At 36.0% G+C, this 26,209-nt stretch carries 24 protein-coding genes and 1 pseudogene; 8 read left to right on the forward strand and 17 right to left on the reverse strand.

Going from position 1 to position 26,209, the window contains the following annotated elements; genetic code table 11:
• A partial coding sequence (locus HMPREF2810_RS07230; protein WP_070635599.1) for a helix-turn-helix domain-containing protein occupies positions 1–1,181 on the forward strand: 1,181 nt, incomplete at its 5' end.
• A 79-nt stretch (positions 1,182–1,260) separates the two neighbouring features.
• Here the strand turns inward: HMPREF2810_RS07230 and HMPREF2810_RS07235 are convergent.
• From HMPREF2810_RS07235 to HMPREF2810_RS07255, 5 genes are all read right to left on the reverse strand, one after another.
• Positions 1,261–1,980, reverse strand: a complete 720-nt coding sequence (locus HMPREF2810_RS07235) for an MIP/aquaporin family protein (protein WP_002357140.1) — start codon at positions 1,978–1,980, stop codon at positions 1,261–1,263.
• Positions 1,981–1,987: 7 nt separating this feature from the next.
• Positions 1,988–3,817: a type 1 glycerol-3-phosphate oxidase gene (glpO, locus tag HMPREF2810_RS07240; RefSeq protein WP_002366863.1), complete on the reverse strand. Its 1,830-nt coding sequence runs from the start codon at positions 3,815–3,817 to the stop codon at positions 1,988–1,990.
• Between the two features lie 20 nt (positions 3,818–3,837).
• Entirely contained in the window at positions 3,838–5,343 is a 1,506-nt protein-coding gene (glpK, locus tag HMPREF2810_RS07245) for a glycerol kinase GlpK (RefSeq protein WP_002357138.1), read from the reverse strand.
• Positions 5,344–5,619: 276 nt separating this feature from the next.
• A complete protein-coding gene (locus HMPREF2810_RS07250) occupies positions 5,620–7,086 on the reverse strand; it encodes an AcpB/EbpR/MafR family transcriptional regulator (protein ID WP_010715305.1) in 1,467 nt (488 codons plus the stop codon).
• Entirely contained in the window at positions 7,076–8,410 is a 1,335-nt protein-coding gene (locus HMPREF2810_RS07255) for an FAD-dependent oxidoreductase (RefSeq protein WP_010715306.1), read from the reverse strand. The genes HMPREF2810_RS07250 and HMPREF2810_RS07255 overlap by 11 nt, the downstream gene beginning before the upstream one ends.
• Positions 8,411–8,588: 178 nt before the next feature.
• Between HMPREF2810_RS07255 and HMPREF2810_RS07260 the strand changes: the two genes are divergently transcribed.
• Both HMPREF2810_RS07260 and HMPREF2810_RS07265 read left to right on the forward strand, forming a co-directional pair.
• Positions 8,589–8,945: a hypothetical protein gene (locus tag HMPREF2810_RS07260; protein WP_002419931.1), complete on the forward strand. Its 357-nt coding sequence runs from the start codon at positions 8,589–8,591 to the stop codon at positions 8,943–8,945.
• 33 nt (positions 8,946–8,978) lie between these two features.
• Positions 8,979–9,140 carry a hypothetical protein gene (locus tag HMPREF2810_RS07265; protein ID WP_002357133.1) on the forward strand — a complete coding sequence of 54 codons (162 nt, stop codon included), beginning with the start codon at positions 8,979–8,981 and terminating at the stop codon, positions 9,138–9,140.
• Between the two features lie 240 nt (positions 9,141–9,380).
• Here HMPREF2810_RS07265 and HMPREF2810_RS07270 read toward each other — a convergent pair whose 3' ends face one another.
• From HMPREF2810_RS07270 to HMPREF2810_RS07285, 4 genes are all read right to left on the reverse strand, one after another.
• Entirely contained in the window at positions 9,381–9,821 is a 441-nt protein-coding gene (locus HMPREF2810_RS07270) for a hypothetical protein (RefSeq protein ID WP_002385841.1), read from the reverse strand.
• Positions 9,822–9,890: 69 nt separating this feature from the next.
• On the reverse strand, positions 9,891–10,427 hold the full coding sequence (locus HMPREF2810_RS07275) for a GNAT family N-acetyltransferase (RefSeq protein WP_002425928.1): 537 nt from the start codon (positions 10,425–10,427) through the stop codon (positions 9,891–9,893).
• 69 nt (positions 10,428–10,496) lie between these two features.
• Positions 10,497–13,202, reverse strand: a complete 2,706-nt coding sequence (locus tag HMPREF2810_RS07280) for a cation-translocating P-type ATPase (protein WP_002419934.1) — start codon at positions 13,200–13,202, stop codon at positions 10,497–10,499.
• Positions 13,203–13,519: 317 nt separating this feature from the next.
• The gene (locus tag HMPREF2810_RS07285) at positions 13,520–14,170 is read right to left on the reverse strand and encodes a YczE/YyaS/YitT family protein (RefSeq protein WP_010715307.1); all 651 of its coding nucleotides are present in this window, start codon (positions 14,168–14,170) and stop codon (positions 13,520–13,522) included.
• 88 nt (positions 14,171–14,258) lie between these two features.
• On the opposite strand from HMPREF2810_RS07285, the gene HMPREF2810_RS07290 reads away from it, so the two are divergent.
• The 3 genes from HMPREF2810_RS07290 to HMPREF2810_RS07300 all read left to right on the forward strand — a co-directional run bounded on the left by HMPREF2810_RS07290 (position 14,259) and on the right by HMPREF2810_RS07300 (position 16,681).
• Positions 14,259–14,915, forward strand: a complete 657-nt coding sequence (locus HMPREF2810_RS07290) for a cyclic nucleotide-binding domain-containing protein (protein ID WP_010715308.1) — start codon at positions 14,259–14,261, stop codon at positions 14,913–14,915.
• A 79-nt stretch (positions 14,916–14,994) separates the two neighbouring features.
• Positions 14,995–15,390 carry a DUF3224 domain-containing protein gene (locus HMPREF2810_RS07295; protein WP_002425930.1) on the forward strand — a complete coding sequence of 132 codons (396 nt, stop codon included), beginning with the start codon at positions 14,995–14,997 and terminating at the stop codon, positions 15,388–15,390.
• Positions 15,391–15,499: 109 nt separating this feature from the next.
• Entirely contained in the window at positions 15,500–16,681 is a 1,182-nt protein-coding gene (locus HMPREF2810_RS07300) for a multidrug effflux MFS transporter (protein ID WP_002365813.1), read from the forward strand.
• A gap of 36 nt (positions 16,682–16,717) precedes the next feature.
• On the opposite strand, the gene HMPREF2810_RS07305 is transcribed toward HMPREF2810_RS07300, so the two are convergent.
• Positions 16,718–18,553, reverse strand: a complete 1,836-nt coding sequence (locus HMPREF2810_RS07305; protein ID WP_010715309.1) for an LTA synthase family protein — start codon at positions 18,551–18,553, stop codon at positions 16,718–16,720.
• A 208-nt stretch (positions 18,554–18,761) separates the two neighbouring features.
• Between HMPREF2810_RS07305 and HMPREF2810_RS07315 the strand changes: the two genes are divergently transcribed.
• Positions 18,762–18,911, forward strand: coding sequence for a hypothetical protein (locus tag HMPREF2810_RS07315; RefSeq protein WP_002357118.1), 150 nt, complete (start codon positions 18,762–18,764; stop codon positions 18,909–18,911).
• 150 nt (positions 18,912–19,061) lie between these two features.
• Entirely contained in the window at positions 19,062–19,421 is a 360-nt protein-coding gene (locus tag HMPREF2810_RS07320; protein WP_002400669.1) for an iron chaperone, read from the forward strand.
• A 199-nt stretch (positions 19,422–19,620) separates the two neighbouring features.
• Here the strand turns inward: HMPREF2810_RS07320 and HMPREF2810_RS07325 are convergent, their stop codons facing one another.
• The 7 genes and pseudogenes from HMPREF2810_RS07325 to pgk all read right to left on the reverse strand — a co-directional run bounded on the left by HMPREF2810_RS07325 (position 19,621) and on the right by pgk (position 26,207).
• The gene (locus HMPREF2810_RS07325; RefSeq protein WP_002419678.1) at positions 19,621–19,971 is read right to left on the reverse strand and encodes a DUF2200 domain-containing protein; all 351 of its coding nucleotides are present in this window, start codon (positions 19,969–19,971) and stop codon (positions 19,621–19,623) included.
• A gap of 227 nt (positions 19,972–20,198) precedes the next feature.
• On the reverse strand, positions 20,199–20,414 hold the full coding sequence (locus HMPREF2810_RS16045) for a hypothetical protein (RefSeq protein WP_002357102.1): 216 nt from the start codon (positions 20,412–20,414) through the stop codon (positions 20,199–20,201).
• 221 nt (positions 20,415–20,635) lie between these two features.
• Positions 20,636–22,273, reverse strand: coding sequence for a DUF6119 family protein (locus HMPREF2810_RS07335; protein ID WP_010715310.1), 1,638 nt, complete (start codon positions 22,271–22,273; stop codon positions 20,636–20,638).
• A gap of 70 nt (positions 22,274–22,343) precedes the next feature.
• Positions 22,344–22,427, reverse strand: a pseudogene (locus HMPREF2810_RS16230) (toll/interleukin-1 receptor domain-containing protein); the annotation flags it as partial.
• Between the two features lie 352 nt (positions 22,428–22,779).
• Positions 22,780–24,078 (reverse strand): phosphopyruvate hydratase, encoded by a 1,299-nt coding sequence (eno, locus tag HMPREF2810_RS07340; RefSeq protein ID WP_002357098.1) that lies wholly within the window; start codon positions 24,076–24,078, stop codon positions 22,780–22,782.
• Positions 24,079–24,209: 131 nt separating this feature from the next.
• Entirely contained in the window at positions 24,210–24,965 is a 756-nt protein-coding gene (tpiA, locus tag HMPREF2810_RS07345; RefSeq protein WP_002362045.1) for a triose-phosphate isomerase, read from the reverse strand.
• A gap of 48 nt (positions 24,966–25,013) precedes the next feature.
• Entirely contained in the window at positions 25,014–26,207 is a 1,194-nt protein-coding gene (pgk, locus tag HMPREF2810_RS07350; protein WP_002357094.1) for a phosphoglycerate kinase, read from the reverse strand.
• Between the last annotated feature and the right edge of the window lie 2 nt (positions 26,208–26,209).

Consider the following 26,209-nt stretch of genomic DNA (forward strand, 5'->3'; position numbering starts at 1 on the left):
TTTTTTCATTTACACAAAATATTTTACACTCTCTCTGGAAAGTCAGTCAAGAAACAAATTTTAGTTCTTCTTATATTTATAAAAGACTCAATAATATTAATAAGTTACTAGCTCTTTACGGTATTTCGGTACATTTTTCACCTTCAGCTAGCAAAGTGATAAAAGGTACTGAGTTTCAAGTTATCTATGCATTCCTAGATGTTTATTGGACTATATTCTTAAATACTTTAGCCTTACCAAAGTATACGTCTACTTATTTTGAAGATATACTGACTCAACACATTAAACCAGAAATACTTGAACGGTTAGAGTTTGCTTCCCGATTAAAATTAAATTTACTCTTACACATTGCGAAATACCGCTTCCCCTATACTTGTGAAGTAGAACTCCAAAAAGAATTTGAAAAGCACCCTTATTTATCACTTTATTCGGAACCTACTCAAACTATCTTTTGTTGTCAATCAGATTTTTCAAAAACACAAAAAGAAGTCATCAATATCATTGCACCAATCGCAATTGATAATTTTGATTCAGCAAAACAAGCTGAATATTTACTGGCTTCTTTAATTGAAATTTCTTGTCCCGAATATTACTACGTAGATGCCTTACTAACCGATTTTTGCCAAGTTTTTCAGATTTCAGAAATGCGCGAAGTTGATCGTCATTACTTTTTACTTATTTTGTTTAAAAATGTTGTTTACAATCAACTGTTTATTTCTAAACAACCAAATACAGCAATTCTAGATTTCTTAGTCAATAAAAACAGTGCTAGCCAAAAGACTTTACAGAAGGAAATTTATGATTTTTATCAAAGTTTTTCAGGTAACTTCCCTTATCAATTAGAATTTAAAGACCAAGAAAATCCTAATTGGATATGCGAATTACTACTAAGAATCTATAAACATTATAGCCCACGTACTAAAATAAAAATTGGCGTGTCGTATTCTCGCGATTTTTACATTGCGAGTTTTATCATGATGAAAATTAAACAAGCGTTTAGTGAGGACATTATTTTTGAACGAACGAATTTTTCTACTTGCGACATTGTAATTACTGATTATCCTATGTTTAATTTGCCTAAAAAAATTGAACGAATTTATATTTTAGAAGAAGAGTTAACCCGGGAAGATTGGGAATTAATTTTCAGTAAAATAAGTATCGCTATTTTCGATTTACAATAAAAAAGAACGAACCCAAAAATTAGTGTAGATTTCTGGGTTCGTTCTTTTTTTCTATTCAGTTAGTTATCCGTTTTTTCTATTAAATAGTGAATAAATAAATTACTGCAGCTAATGAAGCACCTAAGATAGGTCCTACAATTGGCACCCAAGAATAAGCCCAATCAGAATCACCTTTTGTTTTCACAGGAATAATTTGGTGCGCTAAACGAGGTCCTAAATCACGTGCAGGGTTAATTGCATAACCTGTAGGTCCGCCTAATGATAGACCTAGTCCTAAGACCAAAATCCCAACAAGCATTGGGTTAATGCCAGCCGCTAAGTCGTTTTGAGAAAAGGCTAGTAAGCCAAAAACCAAAACAAATGTGCCGATAATTTCTGTTAAAACATTGGCTGGATAGTTACGGACAGCTGGACCAGTGGCGAAGGTTCCTAAAATAGCACCTTTGTCTTCTGTAATGTTCCAATGGGGTAAATAAGCTAACCAGACAACTAAACCACCAATAAAACCGCCTAGGACTTGAGCTACGATATAAGGTAAAACCATGCCCCATTCAAAGTTTCCAGTAATTGCCATCGCAACTGTTACAGCAGGATTTAAATGCGCTGGACTCATATACCCAGACATGTAAACAGCTAATGTAACAGCAGCGCCCCAACCTAAAGCAATAACGACCCAACCAGAAGCAAAGGCTTTGCTTTTCTTCAAGTTAACTGCGGCACAGACGCCATCCCCTAGTAAAACTAAAATCATCGTTCCGAAAAATTCACCGAATAATTGTGTCATCATCGAAGTTCCCATTTTTTCTTCACCCTACTTTCAAATTTTTTAAATCTGATTCTTCAATTACTTTTTCTAATGTTTCAATGTGTCGTGCTCTTTCTTCCGCTGTCCACTGATAATGCTGTGCCATTTCTTCAATGACTCCCGCTTTCACTTGGTCCAAACGATCACGCATAAACAATAAGTGGTTGGTCCGTCGCAATAAAAAGTCGACGGGTGTTAAAGCCATTTCTTCTTCCATCGCATAGTTTAAAGAGATAGTTTCTGTTAAGGTTAAACCAGGAATTACTTTGGCATCATCAATCATTTCAAAAACAGTTGGTACGTTGGAGCCATATAAATGAGCTAAGTATAGTGCATCCTTTTCACTTAACCCTTTAGATACGCCATGTTTTGCCAACGCTTCTAATTCTTCGTCTACCGTTGCAGGGTTCAATTTCCCGCCTGAAACTGGATAGTTTTTAGAATCAATTAAGGTGAATTCTTTTTGGTATTCTTCTGCTAAGATGGTTTGAATCATTTTCATCGCACCTTCTGCCATTTTACGATAATCTGTTAATTTCCCACCAGCCAAAGTGAGCAAGCCATCCGCTGATCTTTCCAATGAGCTGCCTCGAGAGACAGCTGAAGGATTGACTTTATTTTCCACCAAACTGTCTTCTAGATGGTTTAGGACTTCTTCAATTTCTCGTTTATCTGTTTGGTTTTTTTGGTATCTGTCAACGACATCAATGACTTCATCAATACTTTTATCTGAAAGTTTGCCATTGTTTCCCCCGTTATAATCTGAGCCACCGTTAGCAGAAATTAAAGGTCGTAAGCCAGCCCAGCTGGCTTCAATATCATCAATTGTTAATTGCACCTCTGGATAACGATTATTTACTACTTCCAATAGGTAATCCACATCACTTTGTTCTACTGTTGGATGTTGAAAATCTCCATGGTAATCTGTATCCGTCGTCCCAAAATATGTTTTTTCTTCTCTTGGAACAACGAAGACCATGCGGCCATCTTGTTTACCTGTATCAAAATACGTTGGTTGAGGAACATTTAAACGGCTTTTGTCGACAACTAAGTGGACCCCTTTGGTTGGACGCATTTGTGGTGTAAATGAATCGTTTTTGTCTAAGCCTCTTAATTTATCTGACCAAGGACCAGTAGTATTAATCACAACATCTGCGTGAATCTCAAACTGTTCGTCAGTTAGTAGGTCCTTTGCTTGAATGCCAGTAATTTTCCCTTCATCATTGTATAAAAAGCCCACCGCTTGAACCCGACTCACAGCATGCGCCCCGTCAGCTACTGCTTGTTTAATATTTTCAATAACTAAACGAGCATCATTATTTCGGTAATCTAAATAAACACCGCCACCTTGTAGACCTTCACTTTTTAGTTGTGGCTCACGTGCCAAAACCTCGTCTTTTGTTAACAGATAGTTGGCGTACTTGGTACCTGTTACATCAGCTAACTGATCATATAAATCCATTGCTATTTTGACAGAAAATAGATTAAATGTTGCATTTGGCTCATCATAAATCGGCAATAACATGGGGTCCGCTTTAGGGATGTGTGGCGCAATGGATTGAACGACGGCTCGTTCTTTCACTGTATCTGCCACCACCTCCACGTCAAACGTTTTCAAATAGCGGATACCACCATGAACTAATTTGGTTGATCGTGAAGAGGTGCCCTCTGCGAAATCCTGCATTTCAATTAACCCTGTCTTCATTTTAGCGGCACTGGCTTGCAGGGCAACGCCTGCGCCAGTAATGCCACCACCAATAATTAAGACATCTAAGTGTTGTGTTTTTAAAGCGTCGATTGATTGTCGGCGTGTTTCTATTGAGAAAGTCATAGAAAATTCCCCTTTTCCATTTACTTATTTTTACGTTTGAATTGTTGGGTAGCTGCTACTGCTTGTTGCCAACCTTCATATAAATCTTCTCGTTCTTCTTCCGCCATAATGGGTTCAAATTGTTGTCCTTCTTCTTGGAATGCTTTGATTTCTTCTAAGTCTTTCCAGAAGCCAACCGCTAAGCCCGCCAAGAAAGCTGCGCCTAAGGCCGTTGTTTCTAAGTTATGGGCTCTTTGAACAGCAGTGTTTAAAATATCTGCTTGGAATTGCATCAAGAAATCATTGTTTGCTGCTCCACCGTCTACTTTTAAGACGGGAATATCTATGCCTGTATCTTCTTTCATCGTGTCAATAATGTCACGAACTTGATACGCAACTGCTTGAAGTGTCGCTTTGACAAAATCTTCTCTCGTGGTACCGCGTGTCAATCCAAAGACAGCCCCACGCGCTTGTGAATCCCAATATGGTGCACCCAAACCAGTGAATGCAGGAACCACATAAACTTCATTGTGCCCTGTTGACGCTTTGGCTACTGCTTCAGATTCCGCAGCCGTTTGCAACATTTTTAAGCCATCTCGTAACCATTGAATCGCTGAACCAGCCACGAAGATACTTCCTTCCAAGGCATAATATACTTTGCCGTTAATGCCATAGCCAATAGTGGTAAGCAGATTATTTTTAGAAAGTTGAGGTTCTTCGCCAGTGTTCATGACAATAAATGAGCCTGTTCCATAGGTATTTTTAACCATCCCAGGTTCAAAGGCCATTTGACCAAATAAGGCGGCTTGTTGGTCACCAGCCATCCCAGCGATAGGAACTTCACTTCCGTAAAAATGGTAATTTTTTGTTAGTCCATACACTTCAGAGTTCGAAACGACTTTCGGTAACATCACTCGTGGGATATTTAAAAGATCCAAAATTTCTTGATCCCAATCTAAATCATGGATATTAAACAACATCGTCCGACTTGCATTTGAATAATCAGTGACATGAGTATCTCCCGTTAATTTCCAAACGAGCCAAGTATCAATTGTTCCAAACATCAATTCGCCGTTTTCTGCACGTTCTTGTGCACCTTCTACATGATCTAAGATCCAACGAACCTTCGTTGCTGAGAAATAAGCATCAATGATTAACCCAGTTTTTTCATGAATCATTTCGCTGTAGCCATCTTCTTTTAGTTGATCGGCAATAGGTGTCGTTTGGCGTGATTGCCAAACAATTGCGTTATAAATGGGTAACCCAGTTGCTTTGTCCCAAACAACGGTTGTTTCCCGTTGGTTTGTAATCCCAATTCCAGCAATATCTGTAGGTTTCACTCCTGACTCAATTAAAGAACCTGCAATAACGGATTGAACAGAATTCCAAATTTCATTGGCATTATGTTCCACCCAACCTGCATTAGGGAAATATTGAGTAAATTCCTTTTGTGAACTACCAATTTTGTTTCCTTTTTTATCAAAAATAATTGCACGAGAACTAGTCGTTCCTTGATCAATCGCCATAATGTATTTTTCTTCTGCCATGATAATTCCTCCTAAACGTTTTTGAAATCGTTTTCTTTATGTCCCTATCTTACAAACAAAAGAATAACTAAACATGTCAAAAACTTTTTTTATTTTAAAAAAATTGAAAGGATTTCTACTAAAACCAACAAAGACAACGCTTTCAATAATATTTTTATTATCTCTAATTTTTCAATAAAAAGAAACATTTTTGTTTAAAAAAGCCTAATTTTCGACTTTTAGTTGTAAAAAGGCTGGTGCGAGGATCAGACAATTTCCGTCACACCAACCTTTTGTTTATTTCTCCCGCAAGGTACGTATTTTCTTTTTTAATTGTTGCACATCATAGGTCGAACTTAATTCTGACAAAACATAGACTTCCGGTGTTCCTTGATAGCTCGTTTGCTGATAATTAGTTACAATTAAATCATATGTTTGTTCAGGCTGATACCTCTCCACCAGCGTGCCATTCATATTTTTAAGACTGAGCATTAATACTTGTGTTAACGCCGCTTGATAAAGAGCATCCATTGCTAAGTGAATCCCAATTTTTATTTCACCAATCATTTTAAATTCAATTAATGCCAACACGCTTAAATATTTGACCAGAGAAAGTTCATGCAAACTATCTCCTGGTTGATACGTTTCATCAAAACAAGCTAAAGCTTTTTCTAATAACGTTGTTGAAAAAGAAGCTAATTCCCGACTAGATAATTGCTGTTCTTTTTCCCAGATATGGGCCCTATCAAAGACTTCCAATTCTCCTTTAAAAAAATACAGTTTTCCATGAATTTGTGAAAAATAGTAAGCCATGGTTTTCTCAAGAGTAGGTTCAAATTTATGGGGCCGATAATACAAGACCACATTTTCCAAGATAAACGTATCAGCTAAAGAAACAGCGGAACGACGTCCCCGAATTAAGGAATATTCATCAAAGGCTGATTCTGGTAAGACCGACATTGTGATTAGAAAAACAAAATGAATCATGCTTTCTCCTTCATCTAATTCTAATGAATAGCGACTAGAAAAACGGAAAAACAATTGTCGAACTTGCTTAAATAACGGATCTTCTTTAAAATCACTCATTTTCTTTCTCAATTGTTGATATTTTTTTGAAGTGACCGCTAAGCGCTTTTTCGTAATACTCAACCAAAGGCTAACTTTTAACGCATTATGTTCATTAAAAGTAAAACCTAAGCCAGTCTCAATCCCTTCAATTATCCGTTTATTTAACGGCGACATCGTTTTTTTCTGGTGTGTTTCATAGGGAGTAATATACCAATACAACTGAAAGTAAAAGTAACGAATCTGCAATTCTTCTCCCTGTAGTTGTCCATTTTTTATTTGCAAATCAAAGGCGGCTAACAATTGATTGAGTTCTTTAATCTTTCGAAATAAAGAAGACTCACTAATCATAAATTTAGTCGTTAATTGAACAATAGAAAACTCTTTATTACGATATAAATAATCTAAAAGTTGAAATTTAAGAGACTCTTTTACAAATGCTTCAATTAAATGATTCAACGAAAAAAAATCCGATAAGGTGATTGATAGCTGTTGGCCATCATAAGTAAGCTGACAATCCTGTCCAAAAGGTTTCAAAAAATAATGTAAATCCTCTAAGTCTTTTTCAAAGGAGGCTTTTGTGACCGCTAAGAATGCTGTTAAATCAGAGACTGAGCAGGTGCCGCCTGCTAAGATAGTTTGTTGCACCGTTAATAATTGTCGCATTGCTTTCTTTTCCAATAACGTCTCAACTTTCATCGTTCTCTCTCCAATAAGCCGAAGCACCCATCAAATTTGTAATATCATAAATATTGGTTAAGGAAGGTTGATAAAAATAATCTTTTTGTAATAGGTCTGTCAGTGTCTGACCTGTTTGGATACTTAATGCTAAAGTATTTATTTTTTCTAAACAATTGTTTTTTGAACAAAGCTGTGCCCCAAGGACTCGTTGCGTCACTTTATCATAGATTAATTTGCCTAAAATTTCTGTCCCATGTTGTAGAGGCGGCGCTGGCTGTCTAACAATTACGGAAGCAAGTGTTTGCGGAAAAAATAAACCTTCCATTTCGGTTAGACCTGTACTAGCAAGGTAATAGTCCCCTACTTTTGTTCCCATTGTTCGCAAAGAGCCAATGAATCGGTGTGTTTTTTCTTCTAAATTGTTGGCGACTACTAAGCCAGTTCGTACCGCATTGTTCACTAACGGAGCATAAAAAGTTTCCGCGACTGGTTCATTCATAACTGAAATGCAATCTCCGATGGCAAAAACATTCGGCACTGAAGTTTGTAAATAAGGATCCACCGCGATTGTCTGATCCAGATTCCGTTGAATTTTTTTATCCAAATAGGCTAATTGAGGATGTAAGTTTAAAGCAAAAATCCCACTGTCACAAGAAATTTCCTGCTCGCTTGTTTCAAGAACAATACCATTTGCTGTTTCTTCAATTCCTAGGACCGTTTCTTCAAAATGGAAAATTACTGCTTGTTTTTCCAAAGATTTTTGAACTTCTGCAACCATTTCTTTATCAAAATATTTAGGCAATAGATTTTCTAAACTTTCAAAGACATGGACCGTTTTCTTCATTTTCACAAGAAAATCAATAGCTTCCATTCCAATGGGTCCTGCACCAATGACGGCTACTGTCTGGCTTTCTTCCAGTAATGGAACAGCCGCTAAAGCACCTGATAAAAATTTATATTTGAGTAGTTTTTCTGTTTGACTACCACGAATTTGCGTGGAAAACTGGCTCGCGCCTGTCGCTAAAATCAATTTATCATAAGAATACCACTGTTGCTCTTCTTTTCGTGCCCAAGCAATCAATTGGTTCTCAACATCCATTGCCACGACTTCTCTATTTAAAAGCAACTGAATCTTTTGACGACGTAATTCCTCTTCCGTTATGTAACGTGCTTCGTGTAATTCATTGATGGTATGATTAAAATACGCACTTAAGCCACCAGATAAATACCCCACTGTTGCTTGTTTGTCAATTAAAGAAATTTCTGCTTGGGGATATTTTTTCCTTGAAGCAATTGCTGCGGAAATACCTGCGAATGATGCACCAATAATCACAATTTTCATTTGTTTCCTCCTCTGTCAGGACCTATATACTTCTCTCAGTTTATCATGATTAAAAAGAATGCTAAAGCAACAACTATAGTTTTCACTTAAAATAATTATTTTTGCTGAGCGCATTGCTTTTCAAGCACTTTCATTTTCATTTATAATAAATGTTACTACTGTTTGAGGAGGAGTTTTCATGTCTGCAACAAAAGAGCAATTGGAACTATTTTTATTTTATTTATCTGAAACCCATACAAAAAGTTTATCTTTACATGACTTAGTTACAAGTCGACCACGCCCAGAAGAAGCGCGTATTTTATTAAATATTAACGAGGTTTGCACTTACTACCATAGCGCTCGTGTTCTCTACACAAGTGTTCCTGCTCTTGAAAATAACAAGTCTGAGCCTTTTTTCCAAGCCTTCGAAAATTTTTATTTTGAATTAAAACAACATTTTTTCAATGAAGAAGATGAAACCCATCAATTGAATGAACGTCTAGAGGAAATGAAAATTGCCTTTGAGCAATTGACGGATGACTACAATGTTCTATAATAGAAGAGAACAATTCGTTGAGAAGGGGTCCTTATGAAGCAAGAAGAAGTGATTGAACGTTTAAAAGAAGAACTAAATTTGCCATTTTTTAATGGCACACTAGAAGAAAAGAACTATTCTGAAGCAGATTATCAACAAATCAAGAAAGAGTTAATTCAATACTTTGATGATTATGTGCGAAATGTTGAAAATTAACAAGCTAAAACAACCTTTGATTTTTATAAAATCAAAGGTTGTTTTATTATTAAATAAAAAAATAACAAAAAAACCACCGGCAGTTTTGCCGATGGAAAAGGAGTATTTACTCAATAAGAGTAAAATGAAAAATAAAAAGGTTGTTGTTGGTATGAATTAATAATACAATACACTTTCTCTTTTGTCCATAAAAAAGACATGAAAAAAATATTAAATTCGTTAGTTATTTTTATTAGTTTTTTATTTTTTCAAAAGAATGTTGCTCATCCGTGTAATGGCAAAGGTTAATTCATCCGTTGCTTGATCCTGCTTTTCCTCTGAAGCATTAAATAAATCTGCATCAATACCTGTTTCTGGATCTGTTGCTAAAATCATTTCATTGCATCCTGCTACATATTCTGTATAAGCATGTTGAAATTTTTTATGAATGCCAAGTACTTGTGGCGTCGGTTTTAATGTTCCGACTTTTTTGAGCATTAATTCATATTTTTCAGTACCTTCTTTAAATTTTGCTTGAATTTCTGCAATTCGTTCGGCTGTTAAATCATTCACTTTATTCTTATCAATCGCTTGACGAACTTCTTCGTAATATGGATTCATGACTTCGCCAATATCTTCTGTTGTTTTAACGATATCATTGATTGTTTGAACGTAAAATCCTAAATTTGGTCTCATAACCATCCCTCTTTTCCCTTTTCTCTTTCACTCCATTTTACACTTTTTCTATTCCATCTGACAAGTGGCACTTTTTCAGTCTTTATTCTTTTGATTTTTAACAGAGAAAACATAGTGAGGCATCGTTTTGCCACGGTATGTTTTAATGTATCGATCCCTAACAAGCATCTGGTTTCGAATAGCGACATTCATAGAGGCTAAGTTCGTATCACGAATCGTTGAAATAACTTCTGGAAAATTTAATACATCGAATGCGTATTGCTTTGTCGCTGCGGCAGCTTCAATCGCATACCCTTTGTGCCATTCTTTTCCACATAAATGATAACCAATTTCTGGATAGCTCTTGCCTTTTACTAATTGATTGGTGAGGCCACACTCGCCGATAACTTCGCCTGTTCGCTTCTTCTCTAACGCCCATAAGCCGTAGCCGCATTCTTGATAGGACTGTAAGTTCCACTTTAGCCAGTTTGCAACCTCTTCATCAGAAAAAGCGTGTTCATAGGCATACATCACATTTTCATCTTGCAAAAATTTTTTCAATTCCACTTCATCTTCCATCTGCCATTCTCTGACAATAAGTCGTTGTGTTTCGAAAATAATTTTCCGTTTCAAGCCCTTTCACTCCTTACATAAAGAAAAATTGACTGGTTTAAGTACCAGCCAATTTTCTTTACTTATTTATTAAGCACCTTTACCTGCTTTACGTTGGAAGAACTTCACAATTTCCACAATTGGGATGATAGCAAAAGAAGTACCTGCTACAATTGCCCATTGATATGCATCTAAATGTGTGACGCTGAATAAATCATTAAATCCTGGAATAACAATCGTTGCAGCTAATAGCAAGAACGAAACAAGAATCCCATAGTTAAATGATTTGTTGCGGAATAAACCAACTTTGAAAATTGATTGATAAATCGACTTCACATTAAAGGCATGGAACAATTGAATTAATCCCAAAGTAGCGAAGGCCATGGTTAAAGCATCGCCGTGTTGTAAATCATACAACGCTTGCGCCGATAAGTTTGTGTTAGCCGCGGTATGTGCTGGGAACATAATTGACATTTTATACACAATCAAAGTCAATGCCCCTTGCGTAATCCCTTGGTAAACAACACTGCTTAAAACGCCGCCAGAGAAGAAGTTCGATTTTTTACCACGAGGTTCATGGCTCATCACATCACGTTCTGCTGGTTCCACACCTAACGCAATCGCTGGGAAAGTATCCGTTACTAAGTTAATCCACAATAAGTGAACAGGTAACAAGGTATCCCAATTGAGCATTGTTGCAATAAACAAGGTTAATACTTCCCCTAGGTTAGCTGAAAGTAAATATTGAATCGTTTTTTGGATATTTGAGAAGACTTTACGTCCTTCTTCTACCGCTACAATAATTGTTGAAAAGTTATCATCGGCAAGGACCATATCTGAAGCACCTTTTGATACTTCTGTTCCGGTAATTCCCATACCAATCCCGATGTCAGCAGCTTTTAAGGCTGGGGCATCATTTACGCCATCACCAGTCATCGCAACCACTTTTCCTTCTTGTTGCCACGCTTTAACAATCCGAACCTTGTGTTCTGGTGAAACACGAGCATAGACAGAGTAGCGTCCCACGACTTGTGCGAATTTTTCATCTGACAATTCATTTAATTCAGCGCCTGTAATGACTGCATCGTCGTCGCCTTCTTTGATGATGCCTAAACGTGCCGCAATTGCTTCTGCTGTATCACGGTGGTCACCCGTAATCATAATTGGACGAATACCCGCTTCTTTCGCGACTTTTACAGCATCTGCAGCTTCTTTTCTTTCTGGGTCAATCATACCGACTAAACCAGCAAATGTTAAATCTTTTTCCACAAGTTCAGAACTCATTTCGGCTGGAATCGTCTCAACATATTTATAAGCCATTCCTAAAACACGTAAGGCTTGTTTCGCTAATGAAGTGTTGGTTTTTAAAATTTCTTGACGTTTTGTTTCATCTAATGGACTTGTTTCTCCATTTGATAAGATTTCCGTACAACGTTTCAATAATTCATCTGGTGCACCTTTGACAGAAACTAGGAAGCCACCTGTTTTTAATTCATGAACAGTAGTCATTAATTTACGATCAGAGTCAAAAGGAATCTCTGCCACACGAGGTTCAGCTGCTACTTTTTCGGTTACGTTAAACGCATGATCTAAACCAAATTGTACTAAGGCAGTTTCTGTTGGGTCACCAATTAATGAACCATCTTGAGCGATTTTTGTATCATTCGTAAAGTTCATGATTTTTAAAGCCATATTATCAGCAGGAATTTCTGTGGAAGCAGATAAAACTTGACCATCTGTATACAACGCTTCAACGGTCATTTGATTTAAGGTTAACGTACCTGTTTTATCTGAACAGATAATATCTGTACTTCCTAATGTTTCAACGGCTGGTAACTTACGGACAATCGCATTTTTCTTGGCCATTTTTTGAGTCCCTAAAGCCAAAATAATCGTGACAATCGCTGGTAATCCTTCTGGAATTGCCGCTACAGCTAACGAAATTGACGTTAATAACATGTCAATCCATGAACGACCATTCATCATTCCTACCACAAACATCACCGCTGCAATGACTAAAATGGCAATTGTTAACATTTTACCCAATTGGTTTAAGTTTTGTTTTAAAGGCGTTTCCGTTTCTTGTTCGCTTGCTAGCATGCCAGCAATTTTACCGACTTCTGTATTCATTCCTGTGCCAACCACAACGCCAAGACCACGTCCATACGTCACATTACTATTGGAATAAGCCATATTGATTCGGTCACCGATACCAATATCGGTTCCCTCTAAGATGGTTACTTCTTTTTCAACTGGAACAGATTCACCGGTTAACGCTGCTTCTTCAATTTTTAAGCTATTCGCTTCCAATAAACGTAAATCAGCTGGAACGACATCCCCTGCTTCTAATAAAACAATGTCGCCTGGTACTAATTCATCACTTTTAACAGTAATGACGTGTCCATCACGGCGAACATTCGCATTTGGTGAAGACATTTCTTTTAATGCTTCAATGGCTTGTTCCGCTTTGGCTTCTTGAATGACCCCAAAGATGGCGTTCAAGATAACAACCACTAAGATGATAATCGAGTCTACCACATCATGGGAAAAGACGGCTGAAATGACCGCTGCCGCTAATAAAACAATAATCATAAAATCTTTGAATTGCTCAAAGAATTTCACGGCAAGTGATTTTTTCTTCCCTTCATCTAGCACATTTTCCCCGTACGTTTCTAAACGCTTTTGAGCCTCCTGTGCACTTAATCCATCAGTTGTTGTGTTCATTTTCTCCAAAACAACTGTGTCGTCTTGTGCGTAAAACGCTTCAGACAATTGTGTTTTCTTTTCTTCTGACATGTTCTTCCTCCTCTATTTTTTGCAGCATCCTCCAAGTACTATTTTACATTTCATCAAAAATAAATGAAAAAAAATAGACTTGTGTATGCTACTACGTCGAACATACATAAGTCTCACCGTTTAAGACAACACCAGAAATTGCTTTCGGAGTTGGTGATGTTGTCACAGCATAAATACTGTCAGTTACTCCCTCATGAAAAAACTATTTAACATTGATTGGAGAACCAATGTTATGAATAATTACTTAATTAGTATACCGTTTTCCACTCTTTTTTTCAAATAAAAGTTCTGCTCATTTGAAAAAAACTGAAATCCTTTCATTCGGATTCCAGTTTCTTGATTTGTATTCGTAAAATACGCTGTTGTCCCCGCTTTCTCGACCAACTAATAACCCAAGAAAGTAAGAAAAGACTAATCACGGTTCCTTCACGAACAAAAATTGGCAAATGATAACTAATGGACAATCCTAGTGCTAAACTGACACAAAAAATATCAACTAAATAACGATAAAACTGAAAACTATAGCGCGTTCTTTCAGAAATAAGTGTACAAAATTTTTCAATGGGAAATTGCAAAACACCTAGCGCAACTACCTGTCCTGTCCCGATTCCTGCTATGATTGTCCCTAAAATAAATAGAACAATTTTAACCAAATAATTTTGAAAAACAAGCGAACCAAATAATTGATATAAGAAAAAATTAATGACAAAACCAAAGCCAATTAACGCCATCAAAATAATCAAATAGTCCTGAATTTTACGCTGCTGATCTAACAACCAACACGTGCCTAAAAAAGCGAAATTGATAGCTGTGGTAACAGTTCCGACTTTTAAATGAGTAAGTGTTGCGAAGGTCACATTAAATGCATTAAAACTACTAACTCCAATGCCTGCTTGAATTGTCAAACTGATGCCCAATGCACTAATTAAATAAAAAAGAAACGATAGCACAATTTTTTTCTTCCACATTATAAAAACTCCTCTACTCTTGATACGTCTATTATGTGCTACAATAGAAGAAACAAATAGGAGATATCTCCTATTATAAGGAGAAAAAATGCTTAAAACAGCCTACCAACGATCACCGAAACAAGAATTAGCTAAAAATACGCCTTTTTTTAATGAAACTGATTTAAAACACAGTTTTATTATCGATTTTGAAAATCAAGAATTCATTCATCACCAAGCAGAGCCATTAAATTATCTTTTTTATTTAATCAAAGGAAAAGCGAAAATTTTAAAAACAGAACGCAATGGCCGCCAATCCATTGTTCAGTTTTTAACGACAGGTGATTTAATTGGCGATTTAACATTAGTCCAAGCGGAAACGATAACCAAGGACGTTATCGCCTTAGGTGAAACCTGTTGTTTGGCTGTACCTTTAGCTTACGCAGAAACTGTTTTAAAAAACAAGGTACTTTTTATGCAGCAACTCAGCCATTATCTAGGGAAAAAAATGCTCCAACGGGTGGACCACTTTACAACGAATCAGACCTATGAACTAAGTTATCGGCTAGCGGAATTGCTATTGGTTGCCGCTAATCACGAAGATGTTTATAAAGAAAAACATACTGAGATTGCCGAATACTTAGGGGTTAGTTATCGCCATCTTATTTATACCTTCAAACAATTTCGAGAGCGCGGCTTTATTCAAAAACAAGGAACTGCTTATCACATCAACCGCTTAGCGTTACATTCTTTTGTAAAAAAATGAAGAGTTAAAGTGGTGGATTGTTGACAAATAATGCGCTTCCCGCTACCCTATTCTTATTAATAAGAAAGAAGGGACAGCAATGGAGCAAGCATCATTTACTGTATCTAGTTGGCAAGAACAACCGATTGACAATCTTAATGAAAATTTCCCAGTGAATCAAGCGAGCGCTACTTATCAATTGTCAGGCGCCTTATCTGGGACAGCTTCTGTGGAATACTTAATGACTTATCAAGGCTCTTCAATGGCAGATGGGCTTGAAGCTATGGCTCAAGTGGTCGGTTTCCTACATTTCGAAGGAACTTATTTAGGAAAAAAAGGCACCTTTACTGCTTGCGAAAAAGGGACGTTTACACAGGGTCTTTTAGACTGCCCAGGTGAACTATTTCAAGCATCAGGTGAGCTTGCCGGTTTATCCGGTCGCTACACTTATGAATTTAGTCAAGAAGAAGCGCTTCTTCATTTAGACTTTGTATAATAAAAAATTTCAAGGAAAGTTGGTGACATTATTTTACTTATTTTAAATTTGGCGGTTGTAAAAGACAATGGGTGTTTTTGATTAGATTAAACTTTTAAGGAGAAAAATCATGAAAAACACCCGAAACACCGTCCCATCATTACTAATTATTATTTTGCTTGTGGGATTTCCACAAATCAGCGAGTCGATTTTCACACCCATTTTACCAGCGCTTAGTTCTGCTTTTAACATTCACGATAGCGTGGCACAATTAACCATGAGTATTTATTTTGTTGCCTTTGCCGTTGGCGTTTTATTCTGGGGAATTCTATCCGATACGATTGGACGTCGCCCAGCTATGTTATTAGGAATTTTATGCTATTTAATTGGAAATATTGGCCTTTTTTTGAGTCCGACATTTCCTTGGCTGTTATTCTTCCGTTTAATTCAAGCATTTGGTGCAAGCGTTGGTTCTGTTATTACCCAATCGATGATGCGGGAAAGCTTTAACGATCTTCAAAGAGGGAAAATTTTTGCTCAAACAAGCGCTGCCCTATCGCTATCTCCTGCCATCGGACCCTTAGTCGGCGGACTTGTTCAAACCTATTTTGGCTATCAGCATGTCTTTAGCACCTTAATTGTCATGGCTGTTCTATTACTTTTCTATAGTTTTTATCGTTTACCAGAAACCTTTCACTTAGGAAATACCTTAACGAAAGCGCCTTTTTGGTCTGTGGCGAAACGCCTTTCCTTCGACTCGAAAGTTTGGTGCTACGGCTTATTGATTGGTGGCATTAATGGTTTATTATTTAGCTACTATGCAGAAGCCCCGTTTATTTTCATCAATCACTTTGGCTTTAGCAGTGTCCAATATGGCTTTCTTGGTTTAGTTTTAGCTGTGTCTAGTATTCTTGCTGCGGTTCTTATCAATTGGTTGCTGGGATATTGGTCAGCGGAAAAAATTGCCTTTGCTGGTTTGCTGCTAAGTATCTTTGCGGCTTGCTGTTTATTAATAATGACACAATTTGAAACAATCATTGGGCTTATTTTGTTTATTTTTCTCTTTTTCTTAGGGATTAATATTACTTTGCCCAATGCCTTAAGTATGGCCTTAAAAGGCTATGAATCTGTAATTGGTACTGCCAGTGGGATTTTTAGTTTTGTCTATTACTTGTTTGTTAGTTTCTTTACCTATTTGATTAGTTACTTTCACAATGGTACCATTTGGGTCTTACCGCTTTACTTTTTAAGTTTTGCTTGTCTGTTAGCTTTCAGCTATTATGTCATTGTTTATCGTAAAACTTTAAAATAAAAATCAAAAAACACACGAATGTTTCGTGTGTTTTTTTTAGCTAAAAAATTGATTTTCTAAACTATATTGCTTCCCTGAAACAATGTCATATTGAATCAGTCGGTATTCCTCATATAGTTGTTCTTGCTTTTTATTCATTTCTACTGTTTTTTTCCATTCCCCACCGAGATAGTAATTCCCCTTTTCAAAAGCAGGCAATTGTTCTTGTACCTCATTTAGCATAGCGTAAAATCCCGATTGCGGTAAGCCACTTTGTTGGAAAAGTGAGGGAGCAAAATAAAATGGACTAATGGTTGCTTGATGCTGATTTTTTTCTGTTAACTGGTCCGCCGTATCATACATTAGAAATTCTGTCTGGTGAAGGGCTGCCCCTTCATTCAACGCTTGAATGTTTTCATCATAAATACTTGGTAAGTGATCTCCCCAAAAAACGACTAATGTGCGTTTGGGCATTTTTTCGATTTCTTGTAGGAAATTTTTCAAAGCTTCGCTACTGTAGGCAATATCTTGCAAATAATTATTGAGCGCGACTTGATTGCCGTTTCCTTGAGAAAAATAATTGGAGGTTGTGTATTTGTTTTCATAGGGCATATGTGTTTGCATAGTAACTAAATGAATGAATTGCGGTTGCTCTTTTTCTTTAAGCAGTGTCGTCACTTCCTGATATGCTGCTTGATCTGAAATGTAAGGATTATTTTCTAGTTTATCTGTATAGTTCATTGTTTTTTCATTGATAAATTGATCAAAACCTAAAATTTTATACACATCTTTTCGTTTATACATAGATGTATTGTACGGATGAATAGCCGTTGTTTGGTACTTTTGTTCCTTAAGTAATGAAACAATGGAAGGCAATTCCGTCATCTTAGGAATCATCATTGTATAAGGTGTAGTCATTTGGGCATTCATTAATTCCATCGAAAAACTTGTTAAGGCTTCAAATTCAATATTCGCAGTTCCGCCCCCGTAGTTTTGTGAAAGCATCTGGCCGCTGTAAGTTTTATCAGCGATTTGCTGATAATCAGCTAAAGGATTACCAATAATGGACAAGCCTTTCAGATGATCTGGATTTGAAAAACTTTCACTCATGACAAACACAATATTGGGTTGCTCATTGCTCGGCACTGTTTTCGCCTCGGCCAACTTTTGATATTTCTGAGTAATTTCTGAAATAGCTTCTTTTGAATAACCCTTTGGTTGGTCCATAGCCTCTACTTTTAAATTATATAGAAAACCACCAATAAATCCCGTATTGTAGTAATTCATTTTTTGGCTGTAAGGAATCCATAACGCGGTTTTATTATAGGCTTTACGTAACAAATTTTGCGGATTGTTAAAATCACCAATATATGAAAATAGACCAATCGAAAGAACAAGACTTAACACACGAATCGTTTGTTTTTTCTTCGATAAAAAGAAACTTTTATAAAAGGCTTTTCCTAAGAAAAAAAGTGCTACACAACATAACGCTACCACAAAAATAAACGGCCATAAACCAACCATTTCTTTTAATAAACTAACTTCTGTAATCATTTTTAAGTCGTCTGGGTAAATAGGTTCGACACGATAAAACATCTTTTGATAGTCCGCAAATCCTAAAACACCTATTATGACACTATATAAAAGAGCGCCAACTCCTAATGAACCTGCCAAACTACATAAAAAAAGTAAAAAAACACTTAGCACAAAACAACCTAAGAAAAACTTTTCCGTATGCCACGAAAAAGCAAACTTGAAGGCTAAATCAACAGACAAGTTATTCTGACACCATTGCAGATATAAATTACTAAAAATAATTAATATGATGAACCCGATTCCATACAGAAGATAGCGGTAGGGCCATCGTTTAATTTTCTCAACTCTCTTTTTCACATCGATCTCCTATTCAAAAACTAGTAATGTATTTATTTTATGCTTCTTGAAAAAGAATGTAAAGAAGTAGCTAACAAAGAAGTCTAAGGAATAGTAAAGAAAAAATGTTATTTGTTGCAAAAATAATTTTCCAGTGGTATAGTAACAATGGAATTTCGTTATCAGTTATCGTCGCCTTTTTAGAGTACTTTATGAAAGGAGAATAACTATGACTTACAAAGTAAAAAACATTCAATACCGTATTCAATTAGACACAGACAAAAATATTTTCATTGTTTTTGATGCAAAAAATGAAAGTAAAACAGCAACTGGTCACACAATTGAAGAAGCAATTGCACACTTAAAACAATTAAACTAAGGAGTGACAAACATTTCCATGCAAGACCCTTTAGGTAGTTATTTAAGCTAAAAGCCGTTTAGTAAAGAAAAAATACTAGACGGTTTTTTTGTATCCTCTTCGCCTTTTATTTTTTACATAGTATACTGAAACAAACGGAGGTGTTTTTAGATGACCATCATTGCAAACTATATACGCCAGCAATCCCAACATCAAACACAGTTAACAGAAATCTACCAAGCAATTTTAGCGGTTGTTCCTCAGGAGACTACTGAAAAAATCGCTTATGGAATGCCGACCTTTTACTTAAATGGCAATTTAGTGCATTTTGCGGCGGCCAAGCAACATTTAGGTTTCTATCCTACGCCATCAGCCATCCAACGTTTCAGCAAAGAATTACGCCCTTTTAAAACCTCGAAAGGTGCCATTCAATTTCCCTACACGCAAGAGTTACCTCTTTCGTTAATACAGGAAATAGTTAAATTCCGTGTACAAGAGAACATGAAGAGCGTGGGACAAAAATCACTTTGAATTTTTGTCCCACGCTCAAAAACTGATAAACGGCGGGAACAGAAGCAACTCCTTCGGAAATAAGCCGAAATTCCTCGAAAGACGAAAAGCATCTTTCGGAAATTCCTTCTTATTGCTGAGAAACACTATTTGCAAAGCAAATAGATGTTGAACAGTACCTACTTGGTTCTCGGAGTTAAACACTTCTGTCCCGACCTCTTCATGTTCTTAAAATTTTTTCCATCGCTTTTCCCTTGGCCAATTCGTCGATTAATTTATCTAGGTAACGGATTTTTTGCATTAAAGGATCTTCAATTTCTTCCACGCGATAGCCACAAATTACGCCTTTGATCAATTGGGCGTTTTCATTAAAATTGGGTGCTTCTTCAAAAAATGTTTCCATCGTTACTTTTTGAGCCAATTGTTGCTGCAAGCCTTTTTCATCATAACCAGTTAACCAGTAAATAATTTCGTCAACCTCCGCTTGCGTTCGATTTTTACGTTCTACTTTTTGGATGTATAGCGGGTAAACACTGGCAAAGGTCATTGTATAGATTTTCGGTTTTGTCATTGGTTTTCCTACTTTCTGAAAAAATAACTCCTTCTCATTATACTATACTTCTCTTAAATTTAAACTTTAATACATGTTAAAAGAATAAGTGCCGTAAAAAATTTTAAAAAGCAGTAAAATTGACTCTTCTAGTAAAAATTTCTTTTGTTATTTTTCTTTATATAAGGGGCCCATTTTTTATGTTATTTAATCACAGGAACCTGATTCTATCATTGCAGAATAGGCTTTCATTCAGTATACTGTAAATAGAGGAACAAGAAACGAATTGGATAATTAGGCACTGAAAGAACGCACCACCGTTCTGAATGTTTCGAAACACACAACAGGTTATCGAAATGGCCATTGGAGAAAAATTCCTTTTTCTCCGAGGTTAGCGATTGTGACATGTTGCAATCGTTTTTTGTCCTTAAAATGTTGAGAAAAAGAAAAAAGGCACTTTGCATGTCAGCACCACCTGACAAACAAAGCCCTTCATAGACAGCACAACCTATCTATTCCAGTTGCCTTTTTTGCTAGTTACACTAGCTAATTTTAGTGTACCCGATTTTCAGTGAAATTACTAGCATCTTTAAAATTTTTACTGAAACGATCAGCCTGTGCAATGAACTAGTTTTCTTCAGCGGCGGCAACCGCTGAGAAGCTTTTTCTCAAATTTTAAGTTGCTCTACTCTATCATATAGTTTATATAGATAACTGGCTTTTTAGAAGAATATAATACATGTTTTTTCCAATTGTCTAAATAATTTTTGAATAAAAACATTTTCAAATATGTTAAGTCTGGTATTCCTTTTTCTCGCTCAATCAACTTAGTCTTCTTGTCTAATACAAGCCACAAACCTATTTTTTCTACAGACGGTATATCTTTTACTAATCCTGAGCGAATAATGTCTAAAGAAGCAAGTGATTGAGTAACTGCATAACTTAGCTTGGATGATGCATCACCGATTTTAACTGCAAATAATGTTTGCGTTTCTTTACAGTATATATCTGCAATCTCAATGTCTTCATTATTAGATAGTTTGGTCAACTGACGATCATAATTCTCTAAATGTTCATTTTCTTCTGCTAGCAAGAGATTATAAACTCTTTCTTTATAGTATTTTCTTTTTATTGACTCTTTAATCTCTTTCTTTGTTTTGCCAGTAAAATCAGATCTATTTTTTTCTTCTTCATATTTCTTAGCACAAAAAGTTTCATGCCTTTTTTTAGAAAAATCATACTCAGGATTATAGATTACTGGAATTTCACTAAGTGAATCATTTAAATAATCTAGATAGTCATTATTATAAGAATACCACTCACCATTTAGTAGTGTATAACGCTCTTCTTCATCTGTGTAATCTAATATTTTCTTTATCTCATATTTTTTTCTCTTGCCTTCAATTTCTTTACCTATAAAGATTTTAAAAATATCTTTGCCTATTAATTTGTTTTTTTCAATGAACATGCGTAAATCATTGATGTCAAATCCATCTAAAAAAACCGGTTTTCTATTTAAATAATGTACTGTATATTCCGTACTATAATCATTAAAACTCTCTATGTTTCCTATAATATCAAAATCTGAAAAATAAATAGGTGTTTCTCCATCAATTATTTTTTTTATTAATTTCCCATCTAATTTCTTAATAAGATTATCATCATTCTTGTCCAATTTCTTCAATAATGGAATTTTTATTTCTTCTTTCTCAGATGTAATGATTCTTTTTGCATAAAATACAAGCGCTAACATGTGTGTTAGACAGTCATTTTTCAACTCAACAGATAAAGCATCCCCAATTTCGATATTTTCTTTATATATTCCAAAATCTCTTGGTAATTTTTGGGTAGCTTTAACTTTTAAATAAGCTTCACCACTATCAAAATCAAAATATTTATTATCTTTAAAAGCATCAATCATCTTTACCTTAGAACTATGCGGCGCTGCTTTAGCTGTACGCTTTACTTCTTTGTAGTCTAACTTTCTCGCAAAACGAAAGGCAAATTCTTTATCTGCAAACTTATGAACACAATGATGCGCATGACTAAAAGAAAACGCATATAACTCATCATCCAAAGAAACTGTTAAAATTCCTTTGGGTGCTCCATAAGTTTTTAGATGTATTCCTTCTGTTAATTCATCAATTATCCATTGCCATTTTGGAGTTCCCTCTAAGTTATTTCGATCAATATATAACTGAATATGTACACTTTTTTGTCTATATTGACGAACTTCATCGCTTTCCATTTTATATTCTAAATTAATTTGCTCAAAAAATTCTTCCTTTTTTTCAGTTAAAATTTTATATAAATTTACTTTCATTTTTAGGACCTCCTTTAAAATTATTTCAGGATTCTAAACAAAATGCAAAAGTAGCTTTACATTTATTCATTTTTTTCAACAATTGGATAAACGCATCCACATATTCTTGATCCTTTGAACTATGACTAATAAAAATCTTTTTCCCGTTGCTCACTACTCAACATCCTCCAAGTTAAATTTGTGTTTTCATTTTTTTGTGAAATTATATACTATTTCTTTAAGCGTACAGCGTTATCTGAAACCAGTCAATACTAAAATTATAAAATAACAATTATTTTGTTTTATTATTTTTTATATAATGTTATTTTGTTAATGTTTTGTTATTTTTAAACAAGTGATTATAGAGCAATGTACGGTTGAAATTATTTCCAATCTATTTTTTTCAATATTTTTATAAATATAAAAAAACACGCCTTTCTTTGCAGAAAGGCGTGTTTTTACGTCCGAGTATAAGGAGAATTGATTCATTAACCAATTGTCCCTTTAAGCGTTATTCATTAAATGAATTATTTGTTTTTTAAGTTGTAGAAAGATTTTAAGCCTTTGTATTCAGCTACATCGCCTAATTGATCTTCAATACGTAATAATTGGTTGTATTTAGCAATACGGTCAGTACGGCTTAATGAACCAGTTTTGATTTGGCCAGCGTTTGTTGCAACAGCGATATCAGAGATTGTTGAATCTTCTGTTTCACCAGAACGGTGAGATACAACTGCAGTGTAGCCAGCTTCTTTAGCCATTTCGATTGCTTCAAATGTTTCAGTTAAAGTACCGATTTGGTTAACTTTGATTAGGATTGAGTTAGCGATACCTTTTTCGATACCTTCAGCTAATTTAGTTGTGTTTGTTACGAATAAATCGTCACCAACTAATTGAACTTTGTCGCCTAATACTTCAGTTAATTTTTTGAATCCGTCCCAGTCGTTTTCGTCTAAGCCGTCTTCGATTGAAATGATTGGGTATTTAGAAACTAATTCTTCGTAGAACGCGATCATTTCTTCAGTTGTTTTTTCGCCTTCGCCTGAGTCAGCTAAAACGTAAACGCCTTTTTCTTTATCGTAGAATTCTGAAGAAGCAGCATCCATAGCAAGAACAACGTCTTTACCAGGAACATAGCCAGCTTTTTCGATAGCTTCGATGATTACTTCGAAACCTTCTTCGTTTGAACCTAAGTTAGGAGCGAAACCACCTTCGTCACCTACTGAAGTAGCTAAGCCGCGACCTTTTAAGATTGAAGCTAATGCGTGGAATACTTCTGCACCCATACGTAAAGCTTCTTTGAATGTAGGCGCACCTACAGGCATGATCATGAATTCTTGGAAGTCAATACTGTTGTCAGCATGTGATCCACCGTTGATGATGTTCATCATTGGAGTTGGTAATACTTTTGTATTGAATCCGCCTAAGTAATGATATAAAGGCACTTCTAGGTAATCAGCAGCAGCACGAGCTACGGCGATAGACACACCAAGAATAGCGTTAGCACCTAATTTACCTTTGTTAGGAGTTCCATCTAAATCGATCATTGCTTTATCGATAGCCATTTGATCGCGTACATCGTAACCGATGATTGCTTCAGCAATGATGTTGTTTACGTTATCTACAGCTTTAGTAACACCTTTACCTAAGTAACGAGCTTTGTCGCCATCACGTAATTCAACTGCTTCGTATTCACCAGTTGAAGCTCCTGAAGGAACCATTCCACGGCCGAAAGCTCCGCTTTCAGTGTAAACTTCTACTTCGATTGTTGGGTTACCGCGTGAGTCTAAGACTTCGCGTGCGTAAATATCAGTAATAATTGACATGTTTTGTCTCTCCTTTGAGTTTGTATTTATACTAAGGGGATTCCCTCATGTATGATTGTAGTTAATTCTCGCAAACTATGCAAACATTTTTTTGCAAAAGTCATTGAGAAAACGTTACCGTTAGTGATTTCTTATTTTACAGCATCTAATAAAGCTAAGAATGAATCTGCTTCTAAGCTTGCGCCGCCGACTAAAGCACCGTCAACGTTTTCTTTTGCCATATATTCAGCGATGTTTTCTGGTTTAACAGAACCACCGTATTGAATACGAACAGCTTCAGAAACTTCTTTGCCGTATAATTTTTCAACTGTTGAACGAACAACACCACAGATTTCATCTGCAATATTAGCATCTGCAGATTTACCAGTTCCGATTGCCCAGATTGGTTCGTAAGCGATAACCATTGAAGCAACTTGTTCGTTTGATAAACCAACTAAGCCGTTAGTGATTTGACCTTCGATCCATTCCGCTGTTTTACCAGCTTCATACGTTTCTAAAGTTTCACCACAACAGAAGATTGGTGTCATACCATTTGCAAAGATTGCTTTGGCTTTTTTATTGATATCTTCATCTGTTTCGTGGAAATATTCGCGACGTTCAGAGTGTCCGATAATCACATAGTTCACACCTAAATCTGCAATTGCAGCTGGTGAGTTTTCACCAGTGAAGGCACCAGCGTTTTCCCAGTAGCAGTTTTGTGCAGCTAATTTCACTTCAGAATCTTTTAGGTTCCAAGCTAAAGGAGCTAAGAATAATGCTGGAGATCCAATCACAGCGTCAACAACGTCGTTTGATGGAACAGCATTTTTGACTGCTTCTGCAAAGCTTTGTGCTTCGCTTAAAGTTTTGTTCATTTTCCAGTTACCAGCGATAATTGGTTTGCGCATGAAAAGCACATCCTTTTCTTTTTTTAAAAATATTGTCTTTTAAACTGATTATTTATCGTTAATAGAAGCTAAACCTGGTAAAGTTTTGCCTTCTAATAATTCTAAACTTGCTCCGCCACCTGTTGAGATGTGAGAGAATTTGTTTTCGTAGCCTAATTGAATTGCTGCAGCAGCAGAGTCCCCGCCACCGATGATTGTTGTTGCGTCTTCTAAATTAGCAATCGCTTCACAAACACCAATTGTTCCTTTGGCAAAGTTACTCATTTCAAATACGCCCATTGGACCATTCCAAACAACTGTTTTCGCACCTTGTAATTCGTTAGCGAATAATTCAATTGTTTTTTCACCGATATCCAAGCCTTCTTCATCATCTGGGATTTCAGTTGAAGGAACCGTGTGGAAAGGAGCGTCATTGCTGAACTCTTTAGAGACAACTGTATCAACCGGTAAAACTAATTTGTCGCCAGCTTTTTCCATTAAGCTTTTCGCTAAGTCCACTTTATCTTCTTCAAGTAAAGATAAACCAACACTATAGCCTTGTGCTTTCATGAATGTGTAAGCCATACCGCCACCGATTAAAATTTTGTCGGCTTTTTCAATTAGGTTTTCAATGACAGCGATTTTGTCAGAAACTTTTGCGCCACCCAAGATTGCTACGAATGGACGTTTTGGATTTTCAACAGCTTCGCCGATGAATTTAATTTCTTTTTCCATTAAGAAACCAGCAACTGTTGGGATACCAGTTGAAGCAATTCCAACGTTTGAGGCATGTGCACGGTGTGCAGTACCAAAAGCATCATTGACAAATACATCGCCTAAAGAAGCCCAGTATTTACCCAATTCAGCGTCATTGCCGCTTTCTTTTTTGCCGTCAACATCTTCAAAACGAGTGTTTTCAAATACTAAAACGTCGCCGTCTTTCATATTGTTAACAGCGTCTTCTAATTCTTTACCACGTGTTTCTGGAACAAAAGTAACTGGTTGACCTAGTAATTCGCTTAAACGTTCAGCCACTGGTTTTAATGATTTGCCAGCTTTGTCTTCTTCTGTTTTTACACGACCTAAATGAGAGAAAAGAATTGCTTTTCCGCCATTTTCAATCACGTATTTGATTGTTGGTAAAGCCGCTACGATACGATTATCGTTTGTGATCACGCCATCTTTTAACGGAACGTTAAAGTCAACACGGACAAGGACTTTTTTGTCTTTTAAATCTACATCTTTAATTGTCTTTTTAGCCATGA

Source organism: Enterococcus sp. HMSC078F03, assembly GCF_001811595.1.
Classification (GTDB): Bacteria; Bacillota; Bacilli; order Lactobacillales; family Enterococcaceae; genus Enterococcus; species Enterococcus faecalis.

Excerpts from the sequence above, each read along its gene's own strand:
- HMPREF2810_RS07290 (WP_010715308.1), top strand. The coding sequence starts at position 14,259 with ATGCTTAAAACAGCCTACCAACGATCACCGAAACAAGAATTAGCTAAA.
- HMPREF2810_RS07300 (WP_002365813.1), top strand. The coding sequence starts at position 15,500 with ATGAAAAACACCCGAAACACCGTCCCATCATTACTAATTATTATTTTG.
- glpK (WP_002357138.1), bottom strand. The coding sequence starts at position 5,343 with ATGGCAGAAGAAAAATACATTATGGCGATTGATCAAGGAACGACTAGT.
- HMPREF2810_RS07320 (WP_002400669.1), top strand. The coding sequence starts at position 19,062 with ATGACCATCATTGCAAACTATATACGCCAGCAATCCCAACATCAAACA.
- HMPREF2810_RS07265 (WP_002357133.1), top strand. The coding sequence starts at position 8,979 with ATGAAGCAAGAAGAAGTGATTGAACGTTTAAAAGAAGAACTAAATTTG.
- HMPREF2810_RS07280 (WP_002419934.1), bottom strand. The coding sequence starts at position 13,202 with ATGTCAGAAGAAAAGAAAACACAATTGTCTGAAGCGTTTTACGCACAA.
- HMPREF2810_RS07235 (WP_002357140.1), bottom strand. The coding sequence starts at position 1,980 with ATGGGAACTTCGATGATGACACAATTATTCGGTGAATTTTTCGGAACG.
- HMPREF2810_RS16045 (WP_002357102.1), bottom strand. The coding sequence starts at position 20,414 with ATGCAAAGTGCCTTTTTTCTTTTTCTCAACATTTTAAGGACAAAAAAC.
- HMPREF2810_RS07315 (WP_002357118.1), top strand. The coding sequence starts at position 18,762 with ATGACTTACAAAGTAAAAAACATTCAATACCGTATTCAATTAGACACA.
- eno (WP_002357098.1), bottom strand. The coding sequence starts at position 24,078 with ATGTCAATTATTACTGATATTTACGCACGCGAAGTCTTAGACTCACGC.
- HMPREF2810_RS07250 (WP_010715305.1), bottom strand. The coding sequence starts at position 7,086 with ATGAAAGTTGAGACGTTATTGGAAAAGAAAGCAATGCGACAATTATTA.
- HMPREF2810_RS07260 (WP_002419931.1), top strand. The coding sequence starts at position 8,589 with ATGTCTGCAACAAAAGAGCAATTGGAACTATTTTTATTTTATTTATCT.
- tpiA (WP_002362045.1), bottom strand. The coding sequence starts at position 24,965 with ATGCGCAAACCAATTATCGCTGGTAACTGGAAAATGAACAAAACTTTA.
- HMPREF2810_RS07325 (WP_002419678.1), bottom strand. The coding sequence starts at position 19,971 with ATGACAAAACCGAAAATCTATACAATGACCTTTGCCAGTGTTTACCCG.
- HMPREF2810_RS07295 (WP_002425930.1), top strand. The coding sequence starts at position 14,995 with ATGGAGCAAGCATCATTTACTGTATCTAGTTGGCAAGAACAACCGATT.
- pgk (WP_002357094.1), bottom strand. The coding sequence starts at position 26,207 with ATGGCTAAAAAGACAATTAAAGATGTAGATTTAAAAGACAAAAAAGTC.
- HMPREF2810_RS07335 (WP_010715310.1), bottom strand. The coding sequence starts at position 22,273 with ATGAAAGTAAATTTATATAAAATTTTAACTGAAAAAAAGGAAGAATTT.
- HMPREF2810_RS07285 (WP_010715307.1), bottom strand. The coding sequence starts at position 14,170 with ATGTGGAAGAAAAAAATTGTGCTATCGTTTCTTTTTTATTTAATTAGT.
- glpO (WP_002366863.1), bottom strand. The coding sequence starts at position 3,817 with ATGACTTTCTCAATAGAAACACGCCGACAATCAATCGACGCTTTAAAA.
- HMPREF2810_RS07270 (WP_002385841.1), bottom strand. The coding sequence starts at position 9,821 with ATGGTTATGAGACCAAATTTAGGATTTTACGTTCAAACAATCAATGAT.
- HMPREF2810_RS07255 (WP_010715306.1), bottom strand. The coding sequence starts at position 8,410 with ATGAAAATTGTGATTATTGGTGCATCATTCGCAGGTATTTCCGCAGCA.